Origin of the sequence: Streptomyces zinciresistens K42, assembly GCF_000225525.1 — a bacterium.
GTDB lineage: Bacteria > Actinomycetota > Actinomycetes > Streptomycetales > Streptomycetaceae > Streptomyces > Streptomyces zinciresistens.
Map to the genome: position 1 here is coordinate 17674 of NZ_AGBF01000016.1, position 16301 is coordinate 33974.

Annotated in this window: 16 protein-coding genes and 1 tRNA gene; 12 read left to right on the plus strand and 5 right to left on the minus strand. The window is 71.5% G+C overall.

Translation table 11 applies throughout. The features are described from left to right. Positions 1-5: 5 nt before the first annotated feature. Positions 6-707, minus strand: a complete 702-nt coding sequence (gene phoU / locus SZN_RS08085; RefSeq protein WP_007493185.1) for a phosphate signaling complex protein PhoU — start codon at positions 705-707, stop codon at positions 6-8. Positions 708-1084: 377 nt separating this feature from the next. Between phoU and phoR the strand changes: the two genes are divergently transcribed. Next, entirely contained in the window at positions 1085-2362 is a 1278-nt protein-coding gene (phoR, locus tag SZN_RS08090; protein WP_007493187.1) for a two-component system sensor histidine kinase PhoR, read from the plus strand. A 5-nt stretch (positions 2363-2367) separates the two neighbouring features. Continuing rightward, complete coding sequence (gene phoP / locus SZN_RS08095; protein WP_483027199.1) at positions 2368-3039, plus strand: two-component system response regulator PhoP; 672 nt, start codon at positions 2368-2370, stop codon at positions 3037-3039. 154 nt (positions 3040-3193) lie between these two features. Here the strand turns inward: phoP and SZN_RS08100 are convergent, their stop codons facing one another. Continuing rightward, positions 3194-3943, minus strand: a complete 750-nt coding sequence (locus tag SZN_RS08100; protein ID WP_007493191.1) for a copper chaperone PCu(A)C domain-containing protein — start codon at positions 3941-3943, stop codon at positions 3194-3196. Between the two features lie 613 nt (positions 3944-4556). Here SZN_RS08100 and SZN_RS08105 point away from each other — a divergent pair. The 6 genes from SZN_RS08105 to SZN_RS08130 all read left to right on the plus strand — a co-directional run bounded on the left by SZN_RS08105 (position 4557) and on the right by SZN_RS08130 (position 10887). Then, positions 4557-5039: a CarD family transcriptional regulator gene (locus tag SZN_RS08105; protein ID WP_003953493.1), complete on the plus strand. Its 483-nt coding sequence runs from the start codon at positions 4557-4559 to the stop codon at positions 5037-5039. 311 nt (positions 5040-5350) lie between these two features. Next, the gene (gene ispD, locus SZN_RS08110; protein WP_007493193.1) at positions 5351-6127 is read left to right on the plus strand and encodes a 2-C-methyl-D-erythritol 4-phosphate cytidylyltransferase; all 777 of its coding nucleotides are present in this window, start codon (positions 5351-5353) and stop codon (positions 6125-6127) included. Continuing rightward, a complete protein-coding gene (gene ispF / locus SZN_RS08115; RefSeq protein WP_007493196.1) occupies positions 6117-6614 on the plus strand; it encodes a 2-C-methyl-D-erythritol 2,4-cyclodiphosphate synthase in 498 nt (165 codons plus the stop codon). Before ispD ends, ispF begins: the two co-directional genes overlap by 11 nt. A gap of 87 nt (positions 6615-6701) precedes the next feature. Further along, on the plus strand, positions 6702-8099 hold the full coding sequence (gene cysS / locus SZN_RS08120; RefSeq protein ID WP_007493198.1) for a cysteine--tRNA ligase: 1398 nt from the start codon (positions 6702-6704) through the stop codon (positions 8097-8099). A 98-nt stretch (positions 8100-8197) separates the two neighbouring features. Continuing rightward, the gene (gene rlmB, locus SZN_RS08125) at positions 8198-9139 is read left to right on the plus strand and encodes a 23S rRNA (guanosine(2251)-2'-O)-methyltransferase RlmB (protein ID WP_007493200.1); all 942 of its coding nucleotides are present in this window, start codon (positions 8198-8200) and stop codon (positions 9137-9139) included. Positions 9140-9273: 134 nt separating this feature from the next. Then, positions 9274-10887, plus strand: a complete 1614-nt coding sequence (locus tag SZN_RS08130) for a DoxX family protein (protein ID WP_078508492.1) — start codon at positions 9274-9276, stop codon at positions 10885-10887. Between the two features lie 471 nt (positions 10888-11358). Here SZN_RS08130 and SZN_RS08135 read toward each other — a convergent pair whose 3' ends face one another. The 3 genes from SZN_RS08135 to SZN_RS08145 all read right to left on the minus strand — a co-directional run bounded on the left by SZN_RS08135 (position 11359) and on the right by SZN_RS08145 (position 13913). Then, on the minus strand, positions 11359-12090 hold the full coding sequence (locus SZN_RS08135; RefSeq protein ID WP_007493204.1) for a nucleotidyltransferase family protein: 732 nt from the start codon (positions 12088-12090) through the stop codon (positions 11359-11361). A 49-nt stretch (positions 12091-12139) separates the two neighbouring features. After that, a complete protein-coding gene (locus tag SZN_RS08140) occupies positions 12140-12598 on the minus strand; it encodes a hypothetical protein (RefSeq protein ID WP_007493206.1) in 459 nt (152 codons plus the stop codon). 226 nt (positions 12599-12824) lie between these two features. Beyond that, complete coding sequence (locus SZN_RS08145) at positions 12825-13913, minus strand: ABC transporter ATP-binding protein (RefSeq protein ID WP_007493208.1); 1089 nt, start codon at positions 13911-13913, stop codon at positions 12825-12827. A 220-nt stretch (positions 13914-14133) separates the two neighbouring features. Between SZN_RS08145 and SZN_RS08150 the strand changes: the two genes are divergently transcribed. The 4 genes from SZN_RS08150 (at position 14134) to SZN_RS42375 (ending at position 16079) form a co-directional block, all read left to right on the plus strand. Continuing rightward, positions 14134-14208, plus strand: a tRNA-Thr gene (locus SZN_RS08150). Positions 14209-14428: 220 nt separating this feature from the next. Further along, positions 14429-14665, plus strand: a complete 237-nt coding sequence (locus SZN_RS08155; RefSeq protein WP_007493210.1) for a hypothetical protein — start codon at positions 14429-14431, stop codon at positions 14663-14665. Between the two features lie 337 nt (positions 14666-15002). Then, on the plus strand, positions 15003-15371 hold the full coding sequence (locus SZN_RS08160; RefSeq protein WP_007493211.1) for a hypothetical protein: 369 nt from the start codon (positions 15003-15005) through the stop codon (positions 15369-15371). 267 nt (positions 15372-15638) lie between these two features. Further along, positions 15639-16079: a hypothetical protein gene (locus SZN_RS42375; RefSeq protein WP_007493213.1), complete on the plus strand. Its 441-nt coding sequence runs from the start codon at positions 15639-15641 to the stop codon at positions 16077-16079. Positions 16080-16301 lie beyond the last annotated feature (222 nt).

Genomic DNA, 16301 nt, shown 5'->3' on the forward strand with positions numbered 1-16301 from the left:
GGGCCCTACGCCCCGTCGGCCCCCGGAACCGCCTGGATCTCCGGCTGGAGGTCGGCCTGGAGCTCGTCCGCGTGCTCGCCGGTCACCAGGTAGACGACCCGCTTGGCCACGGCCACCGCGTGGTCGGCGTAGCGCTCGTAGTAGCGGCCGAGCAGCGTCACGTCGACCGCCGTCTCGATGCCGTGCTTCCAGCGCTCGTCCATGAGGTGCTGGAAGAGCGTGCGGTGCAGCAGGTCCATCGCGTCGTCGTCCTGCTCCAGCTGGAGCGCGAGGTCGACGTCCTTGGTGACGATCACCTCGGCCGCCTTCGCCATCAGCCGCTGGGCGAGCTGCCCCATCTCCAGGATGGTCGCGTGCAGGTCCTGCGGGATCGCCCGCTCCGGGTAGCGCAGCCGCGTGAGCTTGGCCACGTGCTGGGCCAGGTCGCCCGACCGCTCCAGGTCCGCCGACATGCGCAGCGAGGTGACGACGATCCGCAGGTCGGTCGCCACCGGCTGCTGGCGCGCCAGCAGGGCTATGGCACGGGCCTCCAGGTCGTGCTGGAGGTCGTCGACCTTCTGGTCGGCCTCGATCACGCTCTCGGCCAGCTTCAGGTCGGAGTCGAGGATCGCCGTCGTGGCGCGCCCGATCGCCGAGCCGACCAGCCGGGCCATCTCCACCAGACCGTCGCCGATCGAATCCAGTTCCTCGTGGTACGCGTCCCGCATCAGGGTCCCTCTCTCAACGTCTGCCTCGTACGTCCGCCTCGGGTGTTCCGGGCCGGGCGCCGCCGCCGAGCCGGGCGGCGAACCGGTGGGACCCGCGGCGGCGCCACCGGTCCCACCGTCCTACAGTCGTGCACTCCGACACTCCGACAGTAGGACTGTCGCGAGAAATACGGTCCGACCGTCAGGTCATCGCCGGTGTGTCGGCCACGCCGAACGCCATGGCCGGCCCGACGCTTCCACGATCCGGCTCCAACGCGTCCGTTTCCGCCACCCCGAATGAACCGGTACTGGCTCCAAGGTGAACTCTGGGCGACGAGTGTTCGAGGTCGCACTCCGACGGCTGTGGGCATGACCCGCGCCATGCCTAACCTGGTCGCATGGACGTGAACGCGGCGGTCGCCGCAGCGGCAGCGATCGCCGGGGTGCTCACCGGTGTCATCGCCATGCTGGCGTTCCGCTGGAGCGAGCGCGACCTGAAACGCCCCACCCGCACCTCCCTGCACACCGAGGCCGCCCTGCCCCCGGGCGTGGACACGGTCCTGTCGGTGCTGCGCTCCTCCGCCGTCGTGCTCGACGAGGGGGACGCCGTGGTCAAGGCCAGCTCGGCGGCGTACGCCCTCGGACTGGTCCGCGGTGGCAAGCTCTCGGTCGAGCCCATGCTCCAGATGGCCCGCGACACCCGGCGCGACGGCGAGATACGGCAGGTCGAGCTGGACCTGCCCCGCCGCGGCACCGGGCGCGGCGAGGCGCTCGCCGTCTCCGCGCGGGTCGCGCCGCTCGGCTCCCGCCTCGTCCTCCTCCTCGTCGAGGACCTCACCGAGGCCCGGCGGATAGAGGCGGTGCGACGGGACTTCGTCGCCAACGTCAGCCATGAGCTCAAGACGCCGGTCGGCGCGCTCTCCCTGCTGTCCGAGGCCGTCATGGACGCCTCCGACGACCCCGAGGCCGTCCAGCGCTTCGCGGGACGCATGCAGATCGAGGCGACCCGGCTGACCAACCTCGTCCAGGAACTGATCGACCTCTCCCGGGTGCAGAACGACGATCCGCTGGAGGACGCCGAGCCCGTCCGCGTGGACGAGCTCGTCGCCGAGGCCATGGACCGCTGCCGGCACGCCGCCGGCACCAAGCAGATCACCATGGCCTCGGGCGGCCCCGCCGACCTCAGCATGTGGGGCAACCGCGGCCAGCTCGCCGCCGCGCTCGGCAACCTCGTCGAGAACGCCGTCAACTACTCGCCCGCCCGCACCCGCGTCGGCATCGCCGCCCGCCGGGTCACCGCACCGGGCGGGGACCACATCGAGATCGCCGTGACCGACCAGGGCATCGGCATCTCGGACAAGGACAAGGAGCGCATCTTCGAGCGCTTCTACCGCGTCGACCCGGCCCGTTCCCGTGCCACCGGTGGCACCGGCCTCGGTCTCGCGATCGTCAAGCACGTGGCCGCCTCGCACGGCGGGGAGGTCACGGTGTGGAGCTCCGAGGGGCAGGGCTCCACGTTCACGCTGCGGCTGCCGGAGGCGGGCGCCGCCCGCGACCGCGCCCAGCAGCCCTCCGGTCTCGACGGCGAGGCCGGCCACTCAGCCCCCACGCATTCCCGCACATCCCCCGAGTCAACCGCGTACGAAACGCTTTCCGCCCCGGAGGTCCTTCCGTGACCCGAGTGCTTGTCGTCGAGGACGAGGAGTCCTTCTCCGACGCCCTGTCGTACATGCTCCGCAAGGAGGGCTTCGAGGTCGCGGTGGCGACCACGGGCCCCGAGGGACTCGACGAGTTCGAGCGCAACGGCGCCGATCTCGTCCTCCTCGACCTGATGCTGCCCGGCCTGCCGGGCACCGAGGTGTGCCGCCAGCTGCGCGGCCGCTCGAACGTTCCGGTGATCATGGTCACCGCCAAGGACAGTGAGATCGACAAGGTCGTCGGCCTGGAGATAGGAGCCGACGACTACGTCACCAAGCCCTTCTCTTCGCGCGAGCTGGTCGCCCGTATCCGGGCCGTCCTGCGCCGCCGGGGCGAGCCGGAGGAGGTGACCCCGGCCGCTCTGGAGGCGGGCCCGGTCCGGATGGACGTCGACCGCCACGTGGTCACGGTCTCCGGGTCCAAGGTCGATCTGCCGCTGAAGGAGTTCGACCTGCTGGAGATGCTGCTGCGCAACGCCGGCCGCGTCCTGACCCGTATGCAGCTCATCGACCGGGTCTGGGGTGCCGACTACGTCGGTGACACCAAGACCCTCGACGTCCACGTCAAGCGTCTGCGCGCCAAGATCGAGCCCGACCCCGGCGCGCCGAGGTACCTGGTGACGGTGCGCGGCCTCGGCTACAAGTTCGAGCCGTAGAGCCGGCCGCGTCCGCACGCGACCCCCGCGCGCACGCAGCCGCGGGCACACGGGGCCGCCGCGTCCGCACGCAGCCGTGTCCGTACGACGAGAAGGGCGGGGCCCCGGTCATCAGACCCGGGGCCCCGCCCTTCTCCTCGGCTGTCGCGGCCGTTCAGCGGCCCGCGGCGGACTGCGAGGCGCTGTCGGACGGGGTCACGCCCGTGCCGGTCCCGGCGGCGGTGCCGGCCGCCTCGCCGGTCCCGGTGCCCTCGCCGGTCCCCGCCTCGCCCGTCCCGGCTCCGCCCGTCGCCGCGGTGCCCGCGGAGGGCTCACCCGTCGGCGTGGTGCCGCTGCCCTCGGCCGTTCCCGGCGTGCCGCCGGGCTCGGCGCCCGCGCCCGGCACCGCGGGGATCTCGGTCGGGCCCCAGCCCTTGAAGTAGCTCTGGGCGGGTACGACGAACGCGCGCAGGCTCACGTCACCGGTCTTGCTGAAGGTGAAGGTGATCTTCTGCGCGTTGCCGTCCTGGATGGCCTCGCGGCTGCTGGGCAGCGACGCGGAGGCGTTGCCCTTGCCCCCGACGGTCAGCGAGCCGCCGGCCGGGATGGTCAGGCTCCCGCCCTTGGCCGCCTTGAGTTGGGCGGTCGCGCCGGTGGCGGCCACCTTGACGGCGTCCAGCGTCTGCGGAGTGCTGCCGTTGTTGAACAGCGTCGCGGCGATCGCGGCCGGGCCCGTGGACTCCTGGTCCGGCTGGGTGACCACGAGCGCGTTCTGGACCTTGATGTCGCCGACGCTGGTGGCGGCGTTGTCCGGCTTGACCTGGAGCGTCTGGGCGTTGTTTCCGGCGGCGCACGCGGCGAGCGAGGGGATCGAGAACGCGAGGGCGGCGGCGGCGAGTGCACCGCGTCGAATGCTGCTGCTCACGGCGGCGGCAACTCCTTGACTCGAACGGAGCGGGCGCATAAAGCCGCCCTAAGTGTCTGTCAGCGGCCTTAGGTTACCGAGCCGTTCCCGCCCGGCCGCACCCGACCCTCCCCTGGGCGGCGAAGTGGCGCCGAAGTCCCTCTTCCACCACCCGTCCCTTCACCCGCAAGCGACCCGCGCGTCACATTGCCCGCGGACCCGTCCGCCATTCACATAAGTCCCTCACGGCCGCGGGCGCGAAATTTCCGCTGCGGAATGCGCGGACCTCCCGGAATTGATCACCGGCCGTACCGCCGACCGGGTCGTGATCAATTCCGGATTCGGCCGGCACCCTCCGCGGGGCATCGAACGGAGTAGCGGAAGTCGCACAGTTGGAACCGGACATATGTGTACGTTCAGCCGTCGTGAGGGGGCTTCGGATGCGTGTAACGTGCGGGTTTCTCCCCGCCCGGACAGCCCCTCCCACCTGCGAATACCCGCTTCCGGTCGGCCTCCGCAGCACGTTCCGGTTGGAGTTGTCAAGCCCCGAGATATGCCCTGACCTGCGAAAACGTCATTCAGAAGACGCCGTATCCGTGTTACCCTGGATAGCCACGGAAGGGGTACCTGTCACATGACGTTCAAGGTTGGCGACACCGTGGTCTATCCCCATCACGGGGCCGCGCTGATCGAGGCCATCGAAACTCGCCAGATCAAAGGCGTGGACAAGACCTACTTGGTGCTGAAGGTCGCCCAGGGCGACCTGACGGTACGTGTGCCAGCGGACAATGCGGAGTTCGTCGGCGTGCGTGATGTGGTCGGTCAGGACGGGCTGGACCGGGTCTTCGAGGTGCTGCGCGCGCCGTACGCCGAGGAGCCCACGAACTGGTCGCGTCGCTACAAGGCAAATCTGGAGAAGCTCGCCTCCGGCGATGTCATCAAGGTCGCGGAAGTCGTGCGTGACCTGTGGCGTCGTGAGCGCGAGCGCGGACTCTCCGCCGGTGAGAAGCGCATGCTCGCCAAGGCCCGCCAGATCCTGGTGAGCGAGCTGGCTCTCGCGGAGAACACCAACGAGGACAAGGCCGAGGCCCTGCTCGACGAGGTGCTCGCCTCCTGACGCGGTCCATCCGCCTCAGTTCAGCACAGCGCTGAGTGATTGAAAAAGTGCCGCGGTGCCCGATGACGCGATTGCTGTCGCCGGGCGCTGCGGCATGTTCGCTCCCAGACGCAGTTCGCCTGATCGTCCGTCTGATCTCGGGGGCGCCCCCGATACTGGACGTGCCGGGCCCCGGCTGACTCGACCGCTGTCACGGAAGGGTCGGTCGAGTCCCGCGCCCGGCACTCCCCGCGCTCTCGGCTCTGCTTGAGCAGGGGGTGCCCCCAGGGCCATACCCACCTAGCCCGAGCACACAAACCTGACAGGAACCGATGTCCGACGATTCGCGTCCCACGCCCTCGGAAGCCAGTACCGGGGCCCCCGCCGGCACCCGTACGGCCGTCGTGATCCCGGCCGCCGGACGGGGCGTACGCCTCGGTCCGGGCGCCCCCAAGGCGCTGCGCGCGCTGAACGGCACCCCCATGCTGATCCACGCCGTCCGCGCCATGGCCGCCTCCCGGTCCGTCTCCCTGGTCGTCGTCGTGGCCCCGCCCGACGGCGCCGCCGAGGTCAAGAGCCTGCTCGACGCGCACGCCCTGCCCGAGCGCACCGACTTCCTGGTCGTCCCCGGCGGCGAGTCCCGCCAGGAGTCCGTACGCCTCGGCCTGGACGCCCTGCCGCCGGACCACGGCGTCGTCCTCGTGCACGACGCCGCCCGCCCCCTCGTCCCCGTGGACACCGTGGACGCGGTCATCGAGGCCGTACGGGACGGAGCGCGGGCCGTCGTCCCCGCGCTGCCGCTCGCGGACACGGTCAAGGAGGTGGAGCCGGCCGCCGGCCCCGGCCTGCCCGAGCCGGTCGTGGCCACCCCGGAGCGCGCCCGGCTGCGGGCCGTGCAGACCCCGCAGGGCTTCGACCGCGCCACGCTGATCCGCGCGCACGAGGAGGTGACCGGGGACGTCACCGACGACGCGGGCATGGTCGAGCGGCTCGGCGTGGAAGTCGTGGCCGTCCCCGGCCACGAGGAGGCGTTCAAGGTCACCCGCCCGCTGGATCTGGTCCTCGCGGAGGCGGTCCTGGCCCGGCGGAGGCTCAACGATGGCTTCTGAGCGGACCGTTCCGCTGCCGCAGGTCGGCATCGGCACCGACATCCACGCCTTCGAGGAGGGCCGCGAGCTGTGGTGCGCGGGCCTGAAGTGGGAGGGGGAGGGGCCCGGCCTCGCCGGCCACTCCGACGCGGACGTCGTCGCCCACGCCGCCTGCAACGCCCTCTTCTCGGCGGCCGGCCTCGGCGACCTGGGGCAGCACTTCGGCACGGGACGTCCCGAGTGGTCGGGCGCCCCGGGCGCCGTCCTCCTCGCGGAGGCGGCCCGGATCGTGCGCGCGGCGGGCTTCCGGATCGGCAACGTCGCGGTCCAGGTCGTCGGCTCCCGGCCCAGGATCGGCAAGCGCCGCGACGAGGCGCAGAAGGTCCTCTCCGAGGCGGCGGGCGCACCCGTGTCGGTGTCGGGCGCGACCACGGACGGGCTCGGCTTCCCGGGCCGGGGCGAAGGGCTGATGGCGGTGGCCACGGCACTGGTGGTCCGGGAGGGCTGAGGCACCGGCAGACGATTTCCGCCCACCCCCGGACGGACTTGCCCGCAAGCGGCCGATCCACCACCCCCGGCCCACTACCCTGGTGTCGTGACCATTCGCCTGTACGACACCAGCGCCCGGCAGATCCGTGACTTCACCCCGCTCCGGCAGGGCCGCGTCTCGATCTACCTCTGCGGCGCCACCGTGCAGGCCGCCCCGCACATCGGGCACATCCGCTCCGGCCTCAACTTCGACATCATGCGCCGCTGGTTCGCGTACCGCGGCCACGACGTGACCTTCGTCAGGAACGTCACGGACATCGACGACAAGATCATCACGAAGGCGGCCGGCCAGAACCGCCCGTGGTGGTCCATCGGTTACGAGAACGAGCGTGCCTTCACCGACGGCTACACCGCCCTCGGCTGCCTCCCGCCGACCTACGAGCCCCGCGCCACCGGCCATGTCACCGAGATGGTCGAGATGATGCGCGGGCTCATCGAGCGCGGGCACGCCTACGAGGCGGACGGCAGCGTCTACTTCGACGTCCGCTCCTGGCCCTCCTACCTGGAGCTGTCCCGGCAGGACCTCGACGAGATGCGCCAGCCCGCCGAGGACGGCATCTCCGGCAAGCGCGACCCGCGCGACTTCGCGATGTGGAAGGCCGCCAAGCCCGGTGAACCGGACTGGGAGACGCCGTGGGGCCGCGGCCGTCCCGGCTGGCACCTGGAGTGCTCGGCGATGGCGCACAGGTACCTCGGCCCCGCCTTCGACATCCACGGCGGCGGCCTCGACCTGATCTTCCCCCACCACGAGAATGAGATCGCGCAGGCCAAGGCGTACGGCGACGACTTCGCCCGGTACTGGGTGCACAACGCCTGGGTCACCATGAGCGGCGAGAAGATGTCGAAGTCGCTCGGCAACAGCGTGCTCGTGTCCGAGATGGTCAAGCAGTGGCGCCCGATCGTCCTGCGCTACTACCTGGGCACCCCGCACTACCGCTCCACCATCGAGTACAGCGACGAGGCCCTGCGCGAGGCCGAGTCGGCGTTCGCGCGCATCGAGGGCTTCGTGCAGCGCGTGGTGGAGAAGGCGGGCCCCGTCGAGCCGTCCGCCGACGTGCCGCCCGCCTTCGCGGAGGCGATGGACGACGACCTCGGCGTCCCGCAGGCCCTCGCCGTCGTGCACACCACCGTCCGCCAGGGCAACAGCGCGCTGGCCGCCGACGACAAGGAAGCCGCCGTGGCCCGCCTCGCCGAGGTGCGGGCCATGCTCGGCGTCCTCGGCCTGGACCCCCTCGACGAGCACTGGGCGGGCGAGACCGACCGCGGCGAGGATCTGCACGGCGTGGTCGACACCCTCGTACGCATGGTCCTGGACCAGCGGGAGGCCGCCCGCGCGCGCAAGGACTGGGTGACCGCGGACGCCATCCGCGACCAGCTCAACCAGTCCGGGCTCGCCATCGAGGACGGCCCGCAGGGCCCGCGCTGGACCCTCGGCCCGCGCTGACCGGGCAGCCGCCCGGGAAGATCGATTGTGCCGCCCGGCCCCGGGGGCGGCACACTTCATAGACGTACATTCGAACGCTCACGACAGACAGGTAGCTCATGGCCGCGAACAACCGCCGCATGTCCGGCAAGAAGGGCGCGCAGGTCGGCAGTGGCGGCCAGCGGCGCCGGGGCCTGGAGGGCAAGGGGCCCACGCCTCCGGCCGAGATGCGCAAGGGGCACGCCAAGCAGCGCGCCGCCCAGGCGAAGACGCGTCGCGCACAGGGGCGTCCGCAGACCCCGCGGCGCGGCGGCAAGGGCACCTCCGAGCTCGTCGTCGGCCGCAACCCGGTCGTCGAGGCGCTGCGCGAGGGCGTCCCCGCGAGCACGCTCTACGTCCAGCAGTTCATCGACAACGACGAGCGGGTGCGCGAGGCGCTCCAGCTCGCGTCCGAGCGCGGCGGCATCAACCTCATGGAGGCCCCGCGCCCCGAGCTGGACCGCATGACCAACGGCCTCAACCACCAGGGCCTGGTCCTCCAGGTCCCGCCGTACGAGTACGCCCACCCCGAGGACCTGGCCGGCGCAGCCGCCGGCGCGGGCGAGGACCCGCTGATCGTCGCCCTCGACGGCGTGACGGACCCGCGCAACCTGGGTGCCGTCGTCCGCTCGGTCTCCGCCTTCGGCGGCCACGGCGTCGTCGTGCCCGAACGCCGCGCCGCGGGCATGACGGCGGGCGCCTGGAAGACCTCCGCCGGGACCGCGGCCCGTACCCCGGTCGCCCGCGCCACGAACCTGACGCGCGCCCTGGAGGCGTACAAGAAGGCGGGGGTCGTGGTCGTCGGCCTCGCGGCCGACGGCGAGGCGGAACTCGGTGACGTGGCGGCCCTCGGCGGGCCGGTGGTCATCGTGGTCGGCAGCGAGGGCAAGGGCCTGTCCCGCCTGGTCGGCGAGACGTGCGACATCCGGGTCCGCATCCCGATGCCGGGCGGCGCGGAGTCGCTGAACGCCGGTGTGGCCGCGGGCATCGTGCTCTACGAGGCGGCTCGCCGACGCGTCTGAACAGACATGCGTGGCATCACCCGTGCGGGTTAATTCTGGTGACAGTGGTGCGACCTGCGCATCTTTGACGGGGTCCGGACAGATCGGACCGGTCAAGGCAGTGTCCTAACCACACGTCACTCGGTTAGTTGAGTGTGGACACCAGAACACCCCGCACACCCACGGGGGACCGCTCGTCGGGATACGACGACGCTCCCGCGCTGAGCATGGTGAAGGTGCCGAGCGATCCGGCGCAGATCATCGTCAATCACGCGAGCTTCCGCGTCCTGCTGGGCGCGTCGTCCGGGCGCACCGGATCCCCGCGGATCGCACGGCACTTGAGCGCCACCGAGGACACGGCCCGCGTCCCGCTCGTCGGCGCGGCCGGCAGGGCGGGCGCGGCCTCCCCCGCCCGCCGCCGGGTCTCCGTGTGGAACGGCACGTCCGCGCCGGACGACACCGGCGCCCACCGCCTCCTCCAGGCCGCGCGGGACGGCAGCGTCCGCCACGGCGACGAGTCCGCCCCGGTCGGCACCCAGGTCATCCCCCGAGTCGACGACTACGACGACGAGTTGACCCGCACGGTCGAGACCCCGATCGTGGGCGCGCAGCGCAGGCACGAGTCCCTCGACACCAGGCTGCTGCCCAGCATGCGCTCGGTCGAGAGCGCGTACGACGAGGAGTTCACCTACCGCGCCGAGGACTTCCGGCGCGAGACGCCCGCGGAGACCGACGAGGACCCCGACGGCCCGCCCCGGCGCACCGGCGACGATCCCGCACGCCACGCGTACTACCCGGGCCGCCGGATGAACCTCGGCGTCGTCCTGCTCCCGCTGCGCGTCTTCCTCGGCTTCATCTCCATCTACGCCGGCATGGGCAAGCTGTGCGACCCCGTCTACTTCGACGGCGGCAAGCGCGGTTCGATGGTCACCTGGCTCAACACCCTGCACCCCCCGTGGGAAGTCGCCGAGCCCCTGCGCCAGTTCGCCCTCGCGCACCCGGTCGGCTCCGGCCTCGTGATCGCCTTCTTCCAGGTGATCGTGGGCGTCCTCACGGTCCTCGGCTGCTGGCAGCGGGTCGCCGCGATCGTCGGCGCGCTGCTGTCGGCCGCGCTCCTGGTCACCGTCAGCTGGAAGAGCGTCCCCGTCTACGACGCCCCCGACATCATCTACCTCGCCGCCTGGTCCCCGCTGATCATCGCGGGCGCCCCGGTCTACTCCATCGACGGTCGGCTGGCGGGCATGGCGTGGCGACGCCTCGGTCCGCGCTCCGACATCTGGGAGCTGCGCAGCTACGTCCTGCGCCGCGGCGCCCTGGTCTCGGCGATCGTGATCGGCCTGACCCTCCTCGTCGGTTCCGTGCTCGGCGGTGCCGTGCGCGACGCCGACCGCGTGGTCGTCCCCGGCCCCGGCGAGGCCCCGCGCAACGAACTGCCCGGCTCCCCCCTCCCCGACGAGCCCGAGACCCGCCAGAACACCCCGTCGGCCTCCAACTCGCCGACACAGGGCGCCACATCGGGCTCCGCCACCCCGTCCGGCCCCGCGAGCGCACCGGGCGCCACCCGCGACACGGGACGCACCGGCGCGGGCACACCGAGCCAGACACAGGGCACGGCCGGCCAGGCCCCGCCCCAGCAGTCCACCCCGGCCGACGAGGCCCCCAGCACCACCACAGGCCCCACCTCCGGAGGCCCGACCTCGGGCGGCGGCACCACAGGCGGCGGCTCATCCCCGGACCAACCAGGTCTGGTAGGCGGCCTCCTGGGCTGACGCCCCCCACCAAGATGGGCCCCGGAACCCTCCGGGGCCCATCGCCGTGCAGCGCCGAACACGCGGAAGCCCGCGTACGGCTGGAAGGGCCGGCGCCGGGGGACGCGGACCCGGCAGCCGCGTACGGCGAGAAGACATCCGGCCGGGAGGCGCAGGCGCCCGCGTACGGCGAGGAGGGGCCGTGCCGGGGGGTGCCCGCCCGCAGCGTCCGGCGTCACAAGGGGCTGCACTCCCCGAGCCCACAGAACCGCCGGACCGAGGACGGACCCCCGGCACGGCCCCGCCCCGCCCCACAACGCACCGCACACGCGCCACAAGCCCCCACGTACCGGCACAGGCGCCGCAGGCACGGAGGCAGGGCGCCCGCAGGCAAGAGCCGCACAGCCGCCCGCCGGCAGAGCCGCACAGCGCCCACAGGCACAAGCCCGGCCGTAGAACCGCCCCTCAGCCCCTCAGCCCCTCAGCGCGTCCTCAGCGCCCCTGGGCCCGCAGCTCCCTGGCGGCCTCGGTCAGATCCTTGGCCGTGTCGATGGCACGCCAATAGGCGCCCTGCGGCAGCGGAAAGCCGGCAAGGCGCCGCTCACGGGCGAGATGGGGAAACGTGGTGCGCTCATGGTCCCCGCGCTCGGGCAGCAGCCCGGCGAACGCCGGTGAGAAGACGTAGACACCCGCGTTGATCTCGAACGTCGACGGGGGCGCCTCGATGAAGTCCGTGATGTGCCCGAAGCCGTCGGTCTTGACCGCGCCCCAGGGAAGCCGCGGCCGCGCCAGCGCGAGCGTGGCGACGGCATCACGCTCCGCGTGGAAGTCCGCCATGTCCCGCAGCGAGAACCGGGTCCAGATGTCCCCGTTCGTGGCGTACCAGGCCCGGTCAGGGTGCGGCAGATGCGCGGCCGCGTACTTCAGGCCGCCGCCACGCCCCAGCGGCTCGGTCTCGACGACCGTGGTCACCCGCACCGGAAGGTCGGCGCCCGCCAGCCAGTCCTGGAGCACCTCGGCGAGATGCCCGCAGCTGACCACGACGTCCGTCACACCCTCTTCGGCGAGCCAGACCAGCTGGTGGCCGATGATCGGCGTCCCCGTCCCGGGGATCTCGACCATCGGCTTCGGCCGGTCGTCGGTGTACGGGCGCAGCCGAGACCCCTGGCCACCGGCCAGGATCACGGCTTGAACGGGGCGGGACGCGGCGTTCGGATCAGTCATGCCCGAACTGTACGCGGCGCCCCGTTCCGGGCGACGGGACCGCGGGCCGTCAGCTGTGCGCCGCCGCCACCCCCGTGGCGAAGGCGGTGTCGCAGACGGGCCGGGCGTACGACTGCGCGCGCGTCGGCCCGTAGATGCGCACCGCAGCGCGCCCCAGGGAGCGGGCGATCGACGCGCAGTGCCGCGCGAGCGAGGGACGCTCGTCGACCGCCTGCTGGAGCTCGGTCAGGGCGGCACCCGGACTCTTCTCCTGGAGGTCGCTCAGCAGCTTGTCGCGCAGCACCTCCTGCGGCGCGCGCGGCGTCGGGTTCTTCGCGTCGCCCGCACCGGAGACCTCGGTCGCGGTGAGCACCGAGTCCGAGGATTTCCCCGACCAGTTGACCCGGGTGACCGCGAGCGTCCCGGAGAGCACCAGGACGACGGGCAGGACGAGGGCGAGCGTGCGGCCGAGCTGTCGGGCGGGGCCCCGGTGACCGCGTCGTGTCTGTTGGATGGTGGAGTGCTTCACGCGAGTGAGGGTAGCGTTCAGTGCGGATATGGCGACATTTAGTCACCGGTTCGGGGGACCTGCGACTCCCGGACCCCTCCGCGGCGTTGACGCACGCCGCTCGAAATGGCCCGGTATGCCGGGGTATTTGTCGACATCGAAAGAGGGCCCCGCAGCGCTCTGCGGGGCCCTCTTCGTCAACGTGGGTGAATTACCCGGGTTTGTGCTGCCGCACGGCGGCCTCGGCTCAGTCGGAGAGGCGCGCGCCCGTCGAGGTCGAGAACACGTGGGTCTCGCCGGACCGCGGGACGATGTGCAGCGTGCTGCCCTTCTCCGGGACGGCACGGCCGCTGACGCGGACCACGAGGTCCTTGGTCTCGGCGCCCACCTTGGCGGAGCCGTAGACGTACGCGTCGGCGCCGAGTTCCTCGACCACGTTCACGGTGACCGCGAGACCCTGGTCCGACTCGGAGCCGGCCACGTCGAAGTGCTCGGGGCGGACGCCGACGGTGACGGTCTTGTCGGTGGCGGCGGCGAGCGCGTCACGGTCGACCGGGACCACGGAGTTGCCGAACTTCACGCCGCCGTCGGCGATCGGGACCTCGACGAGGTTCATGGCCGGGGAGCCGATGAAGCCGGCGACGAAGAGGTTCGCGGGGCGGTCGTACATGTTGCGCGGGGTGTCGACCTGCTGGAGCAGGCCGTCCTTGAGGACCGCCACCCGGTCGCCCATCGTCATGGCCTCGACCTGGTCGTGGGTGACGTAGACGGTGGTGATGCCGAGCCGGCGCTGCAGCGAGGCGATCTGCGTGCGGGTCGAGACGCGGAGCTTGGCGTCGAGGTTCGACAGCGGCTCGTCCATGAGGAAGACCTGCGGCTCGCGCACGATGGCGCGGCCCATGGCCACACGCTGGCGCTGACCGCCGGACAGGGCCTTCGGCTTGCGGCCGAGGTACTCGGTGAGGTCGAGGATCTTCGCCGCGTCCTCGACCTTCTGGCGGATCTCCGCCTTCGGCACGCCGGCGATCTTGAGCGCGAAGCCCATGTTGTCGGCGACGGTCATGTGCGGGTACAGCGCGTAGTTCTGGAACACCATGGCGATGTCCCGGTCCTTCGGCGGCAGGTGCGTGACGTCGCGGTCACCGATGCGGATGGCGCCGCCGTTGACGTCCTCGAGCCCCGCGAGCATCCGGAGCGAGGTGGACTTGCCGCAGCCGGACGGGCCGACCAGGACGAGGAACTCCCCGTCCTCGATGTGGATGTCGAGCGCGTCCACGGCGGGCTTCTCGGTGCCCGGGTAGATCCGGGTCGCCTTGTCGAACGAGACAGTGGCCATGGTGAATGGGCCCCCTTCTACCGGCAGGAACGTGCCGGACGATCCGTTGTAGGAAGGTGGTTGGTTTAGTCCACATGAGCGGACTGGCTCTGGACGGTACCTGGCGTTCGCCTGTTCTGTCAGTACCCGGGGGCATGTGAACTTCGCGGAAATTTTCGACAGGCCCCCCTCGGAACGCGGGTACACTGCACGGGCGCGTGCGTGAGGACGAGCGCGTGCTGCCTCCTTAGCTCAGTTGGTCCAGAGCGGCTGTCTTGTAAACAGCAGGTCGTCGGTTCGAATCCGACAGGGGGCTCCCCCAGCGGGGCGGTTGTCGTCGGACACCGCCCCGCCGCCGTTTTTCATTTCTTCGCCGAGCGTCCTTTCGAGCGACCTTCCCTTCACCTCCGTACGCCCCATGTCCCTTTCGGAACACGGGACATGTGCCGGCATGGAATAGGTTCGCTACTGCTAGTGTTCACGCAGTCACTGTAGGCAATCAGCCTCATGTACATGTAATGAAATTCGAGGGTTCCATGCGCAAGCTCCACCAGGTCATGATCGTCGCGGCCGCGGCCGGCGGCCTGTCCGCCATCGGCGCCGGCACCGGTGTCGCGTACGAGGGCGGTACGAGCGTGACCGACATGTACCGCCCCTACCAGGAGTGCAGCCCGCAGACGGTTGCCGCGACCGACGTCCCGGTCGCCGTGCTCGGTCTCTCCGAGACCTTCGACACCACCTGCGGTCAGTTCAACAACGCCTTCACCGGCTGACGTCGGCCGCGTAGTCGTGCGCGACGCCTTCCGCGGGCCCTTTCGGGGTCGTTCCCGAGGGGGCCCGCTCCTGTGCGGCCACCCGGAGCGCGGGATCGCCCCCGGCGTCCGCGGGCGTGCGCGCCGCCGCTGAACTCCGCTGATCCGACGGGCGGTTGGGCCCTCGCAGATCAGTCGCCCCAGGTCGGTCCTGCTTTTCGCCAGCGAAACGGCCCCCGACGTTCCCCTGTGTGTGGAACGGGCGCCAGGGCCTGTCTCTTCGACACCCCCACGGCCCGGCGCGACCGGTTCGCGGTGCACTGCGTCCGGGCGCACCCCCACAAAGGAGACGCAAGACATGTTCAACGGGAAGAAGATCGCCGCCGCGGGTCTGCTCGGCGGCCTCGCCATGACCTGCATCGGCGTCGGCCAGGCCCACGCCGCGAACACGGCCGTCTGCGGCCTCGACGCCCAGGGCAACATCATCTGCACCCAGCAGGTCACGGGCCAGACGCCCGAGGGCGACGGGTTCGTCCTGCGCCGGACGGTCAACTGCCAGCCGACGAAGCCGCTGACCCTGCCCACCGCCGGTGTCCTGTCCAGCGGGCAGACCCGGATCGGCCCGGACATCACCTGTGCCGACATGAACAAGCAGGCGCCGGCGCCCAGCGCCCAGTCGGCCGACCAGGACGAGAGCAGCCCGCTCATCTCGCGACTGCTGGGCTGAGCGCGGCGGAGAAATACGAAGGGCCGGACCGGGGCACCCCGGTCCGGCCCTTTTTTCATATTTCCCGGCCGGTGCCCTCCGATAAGCAAACGGGTGACGATTTCCAGGCTCCCATGACCCGTTATCGGCGCCGCTCGTTTTCGTTTGCGGACAGCCACAGCCGACACGGCGAAGACCCATAGATCCCTAATTGCTACAGATTGCGTGTATATGCTCACACTAAGTAGTCAAGTAAGGGCTTCGTGCCCTGGGAAGAAAGGGTTGAACATGCGCAGGATTCAGCGCGTCGCGGCCGTGGCCGCCGTGGTTGCCGGTCTGTCCGCCTTCGGTGTCGGTGCCGGTACGGCCTTCGCCGGCGAGGGCGACTGGAACGGCCAGGCCGTGACCGCGGTCGCCAACTCGACGGCCAACGCGGTGGGCACGTGGGGCGTTCCGTCCGACAAGGCCGCCGTCGCTCCGCAGGCCGCTCCGCAGGTCGCCCCCCAGGCGGCTCCGCAGGCGGTTCCGCAGATGGCTCCTGAGGCCGCGCCCCAGATGGCCCCCGAGGCCGCCCCGCAGATCGCTCCCGAGGCCGCCCCGCAGGCCGCCCCGCAGATGGCTCCCGAGGCTGCCCCGCAGGCCGCCCCGGAGGCTGCTCCGCAGATGGCTCCCGAGGCCGCCCCCCAGGCTGCCCCGGAGTCCGGCTACGGCGAGTACGTCGCTCAGTAAGGCAGCGCCGAGGGTTCGGTGCGCGAGTTTCAGGGCACCGCGGTCGTCGCTGTGACGGCCGGCCCCGCGGTTCCGCATCCCGGACCGCCGCGGGCCTCCCAGGCCGTCTCGCGAGGCGCATCGACATCCATCGGAAATTCATCAGCCGAAGCAGCCCGGACGCGCGGAACACCCCTCGGGGTGCGCGGCCGGGCTGCAGCGGTGCCGTCGTCGGACGATCCG

Bases quoted from the DNA above. Each gene is read 5' to 3' on its own strand.
- phoU (WP_007493185.1), bottom strand. From the start codon at position 707: ATGCGGGACGCGTACCACGAGGAACTGGATTCGATCGGCGACGGTCTG.
- phoR (WP_007493187.1), top strand. From the start codon at position 1,085: ATGGACGTGAACGCGGCGGTCGCCGCAGCGGCAGCGATCGCCGGGGTG.
- SZN_RS08105 (WP_003953493.1), top strand. From the start codon at position 4,557: ATGACGTTCAAGGTTGGCGACACCGTGGTCTATCCCCATCACGGGGCC.
- ispD (WP_007493193.1), top strand. From the start codon at position 5,351: ATGTCCGACGATTCGCGTCCCACGCCCTCGGAAGCCAGTACCGGGGCC.
- ispF (WP_007493196.1), top strand. From the start codon at position 6,117: ATGGCTTCTGAGCGGACCGTTCCGCTGCCGCAGGTCGGCATCGGCACC.
- rlmB (WP_007493200.1), top strand. From the start codon at position 8,198: ATGGCCGCGAACAACCGCCGCATGTCCGGCAAGAAGGGCGCGCAGGTC.
- SZN_RS08135 (WP_007493204.1), bottom strand. From the start codon at position 12,090: ATGACTGATCCGAACGCCGCGTCCCGCCCCGTTCAAGCCGTGATCCTG.
- SZN_RS08145 (WP_007493208.1), bottom strand. From the start codon at position 13,913: ATGGCCACTGTCTCGTTCGACAAGGCGACCCGGATCTACCCGGGCACC.
- SZN_RS08155 (WP_007493210.1), top strand. From the start codon at position 14,429: ATGCGCAAGCTCCACCAGGTCATGATCGTCGCGGCCGCGGCCGGCGGC.
- SZN_RS08160 (WP_007493211.1), top strand. From the start codon at position 15,003: ATGTTCAACGGGAAGAAGATCGCCGCCGCGGGTCTGCTCGGCGGCCTC.
- SZN_RS42375 (WP_007493213.1), top strand. From the start codon at position 15,639: ATGCGCAGGATTCAGCGCGTCGCGGCCGTGGCCGCCGTGGTTGCCGGT.